Raw genomic sequence first — 3,587 nt, 5'->3', positions numbered from 1 at the left:
GCAGAGTGGCATCAACCCTGATGCCAGTTAGTGGCTTTTTCGATGTATTGAGCGTTCGCTGGAAGTGCCTTGCGCAGGAACGCGAGATACTTGTCCATAAGCACCTTGCTGGGAAAACGCGCGGCGAACCCGGTGGTTATATCGTCGCAATGGATAATGACCATCAGACGTTTGTGATCAACCGTGACAAATTCGTGCAAATGCCATGGGGCGGTTTGTCGATGGTGGACGGGGTTTTCCCAGTTCAGCAGTTTGATGGCTGCGACAAAAGCCATTGCCACCGGCCCGACCAGGAACAGCCATGACCCAGTGATTAGGGCGACGAGGACGAATGCCAGTATGACGAAAATAGCGATGCCTTTGAAAAACGATGAGGCGAAGTCGGGGTAGTGGAGGTAATACTCGACGGTTGCTCCGTCGGTTTTCAGGGTGTAGTTGTAGATGGTTTTTTGGCGGATGAGCAGGCCTGTGTAGTAAGCAAGATTTCCCGCAAACGCCAATATTACGGTAATGAGAAAGTCAGGGCTTTCTAAAAAACGATTCCAGCCTCCCCAAATAATAAGTGCGCCGGCTATTAAATGAATGGCGGTAAATCCAAGCTGCGTGATCACGATCTCTTTAGGTGACCTCGCAAGGGTTTTGATTTTCCAGTCTAGGATGCCTTTGCCTTTCGGCAGATCCAGAATTGTTTCTTGCTGACTCATACGTGTGTACTCTCTGCGACTTCCAAGGTCAGAGCCCCAATTCTGTTTGATGCCTTTACCTCTAGTTCTACAGAAGCCAGGCCGTCAACAGCGGTATCGCCTGTTGTGCCAAGTTTCATCTGAAACAGATAGCTTTTATCTTCTCCGCCAGTCTTTAAAAGACTGGCCGGGTACCAGAGTTGCAGCTCAAGATAGGTTGCGTCTTTGTCGAGCGGCACCCAGGTTTCCCAGATGAGGTCTTCGTTTTCGGGTGGCATCAAGGGGTAGGTGAAGTCGTCACTTGCCTTGCCAGCAGGCTTGTTGGCAAGCGTCCCGAACTGTTCAGCTTTCCTGAACTGCCCGCGGTTTAGAAAAGCTTCATGCAGAGGGTCGTCTATTTTTTCTACGGGCAGCACTCCCCATGGGCGCTTGCTGCTAAGGACATTGAAGTGTACGGACTGCCCGCGCACCAGGTTGGGTAAACGTACTTGTACTCCAGCGCCATTTTGTACCGCTACGCTGTAGTGATCGCCTTTGCCAAGATAACGGTTTTCATAATGCACGGTGCTTTTTACATGAACCTGCGGAGATAATTGAATTTCCATCAGCGCGCGAACTTCTTCATGCTCACCTTTGGCAGTCTCAGCGTAGCGATAGGCTAGGGTTCTGGACCAACAGCACTTGCGTAGCCACCAGCCGACACTGTCTTGCTTGAAGTGGTTAAGGGCCATCGTAGCAAAAAAATAAATCAAGCCTGTTACCAGTAGCACTACGCTGAACCACGGACTCATAACGATAATTGCAAGAGTACTGGCAGGAAAAATACCTGCGAATAACTGAGCGGCTGACCCTACTCCCATCAGGCCTACAGAGACGATCTTTAAATCCAGCCAGTCTTTTTCTTCTGATGTTTTAGCCCCAGCTGAATCATCCAGAACGTCAAATATCTCCAATGTAGCCGCTACAATCCCAAACCCACCCATCGCCACCATCGAAACCCTGAACCCAAATATCGCATCCCCCCAAACCGTATTACCCCGTGCTCTCCAATAAGCTGCCGATTGATCAAGAATGCCCACTGTGTACGTACCAATAACCACGGGCTTCGCCGTACTGATAACCGCCCACGGTGCTTCAACAAACACCGCCATCAACAGGTTGAAGCTGTACCCCAGTCCATACGTAACCTTGCCAATATCCTTAGCACTGAAGTCTCCATCCCGAGTAAGGTCCCGGTAAGTGAGCGCGGTATTGATGAAGTTGAGCATGATCACGCCCCAAGTGATTGCCCCGGCAATTCCTCCCAGCCCATCGATCCAGCGCTTGGCGGTGGTCAGCCAGTCTTTCGCCATGGTTTTGCCGGACTGGAAGTGCAGGCGAATCTCGTCCTGCAACTGCTTTGCGTATTGGTTGTTCTGATAGTCGAGCAGGGCGGGGATGCTCAATTCATGCAGACGAAGTTTTTCCTCAAGGACGCGAAGGTGGCTGGCGTTGCTTTTGCGGGTGTTGTAAGCGGTTGGATAAAGCCAGCTGCGACGGGTATCGCTGATCTGCTTGTTGAGGACCTGCCACTCGCGGGTCCACTGTTTGAGCTTGGTGAATACCTGTTGATCGACTGCAATACGCGCCTTCGAATCAAGCAAAATCTGGCCGATTAACAGGGTGCGAAGCAATGCGACGATGTTCTGCTGTTTGCCCAGGGCCATGCGGCTGTCGATGGGTACCCAGGCCAGCAGGATGCTCTCAAACGTCGTTTTACCTGCGCCGCTGGCCAGTTCGCCGAGGGCTTTGAAGGTGCCCTGAACAGGTTGCTTCAGCGCCTTCATCCACGGCTTGTCGGCAAAGCCCTGGTGATTGAGGGCGCCATTGAGTTCGCCAATACGTGTAGCCAGGTTGGTGACGTCGCCAAGGCCGTTCAGCAGCGCGTCGGCCTCCTGGTGCAGTGCTTGTTTGAGGGCGGGTGAGAAGCCGTAGCGCAAGGTACCAAACAGCGTGCTGGCGTTGGCTTCCTGCTCGGCCAGCCAGGTAGTGGCTGCGCTGTCCTGGGCGTAAATGATCTGCAGGTTGAGCATGATCGTTTGCAGGTACAGCAGCTGTGTCGGGCGGGTGGTGTCGATAAACAGCTTGAACGGTTCTGTGCCGATATGTGTCGCCCAGAGCTGAAAATCGCGTTGAGTGTCACGTACCTGTTGCAGCAGTGCGTCTCCGCTTGGCAGATGCTGTTGAAGATACTGGCGCGCGCTGGCCAGATCGACTTCGCGCCGCCATTTGTGGCGATCTTTCCAGGTCTGTGCGGCCTCTTCGGTAGGGACGCTGCCGTAACGTGCTTCGATCGATTTGCGCATGTCCAGGCTCTTGAACATAGCGGCCTCTTCGGTAGGGACGCTGCCGTAACGTGCTTCGATCGATTTGCGCATGTCCAGGCTCTTGAACATGTCCGGCAGCAGCAGAAAATCTCCGGGAACGTTGCTGCTGCTGATCTGTGCTTCTTCAAGGATGCATTGCTCGAAGTACGCTTCGACCTCGCTCAGGTACTGGNAGTTTTTGCGGGTCGCTCTCGGCACCACACAGTCCGGAGACAGTCTGGGCGATCTGGATTTTGTGTTCGTGCCTGGCTTGCCAGTCGCGAAAAGCCGCCTGATCAGCGGCCAGTTGCATGCCCAGATCATTGAAAACGGCCAGCGGGTCATCAAGGGCGATGAGCAGGGAACTGTCCTGATCATCGACGCTGCCTTGCCAGAAAACGTCAGCACCCAGCGGTGCCCATAACGGGCGTGTTTCGGTGTCTTCCGACAGCGGGCGAGCAGTGGGTATTGCCGAGTCAGCGAAACGGTCGTCGTCAGTGACATGGCCCTTGTCGATGTCCGCCACCGCCTCGGCGATACGGTTCAACGGCAGAGTGTC

Annotated in this window: 1 protein-coding gene and 1 pseudogene; both read right to left on the bottom strand. The window is 53.8% G+C overall.

What is annotated here, in order from left to right; genetic code table 11:
* Nucleotides 1-11: 11 nt before the first annotated feature.
* Nucleotides 12-704 (bottom strand): hypothetical protein, encoded by a 693-nt coding sequence (locus AO068_RS24275; RefSeq protein WP_058409685.1) that lies wholly within the window; start codon nt 702-704, stop codon nt 12-14.
* Nucleotides 701-3,587, bottom strand: a pseudogene (locus tag AO068_RS24270) (hypothetical protein); the annotation flags it as partial. The pseudogene AO068_RS24270 and the gene AO068_RS24275, both read right to left, overlap by 4 nt.

Source organism: Pseudomonas sp. ICMP 3272 (assembly GCF_001466905.1).
Lineage (GTDB): Bacteria > Pseudomonadota > Gammaproteobacteria > Pseudomonadales > Pseudomonadaceae > Aquipseudomonas > Aquipseudomonas amygdali.
This window is presented reverse-complemented; position numbering and strand designations above follow the sequence as displayed.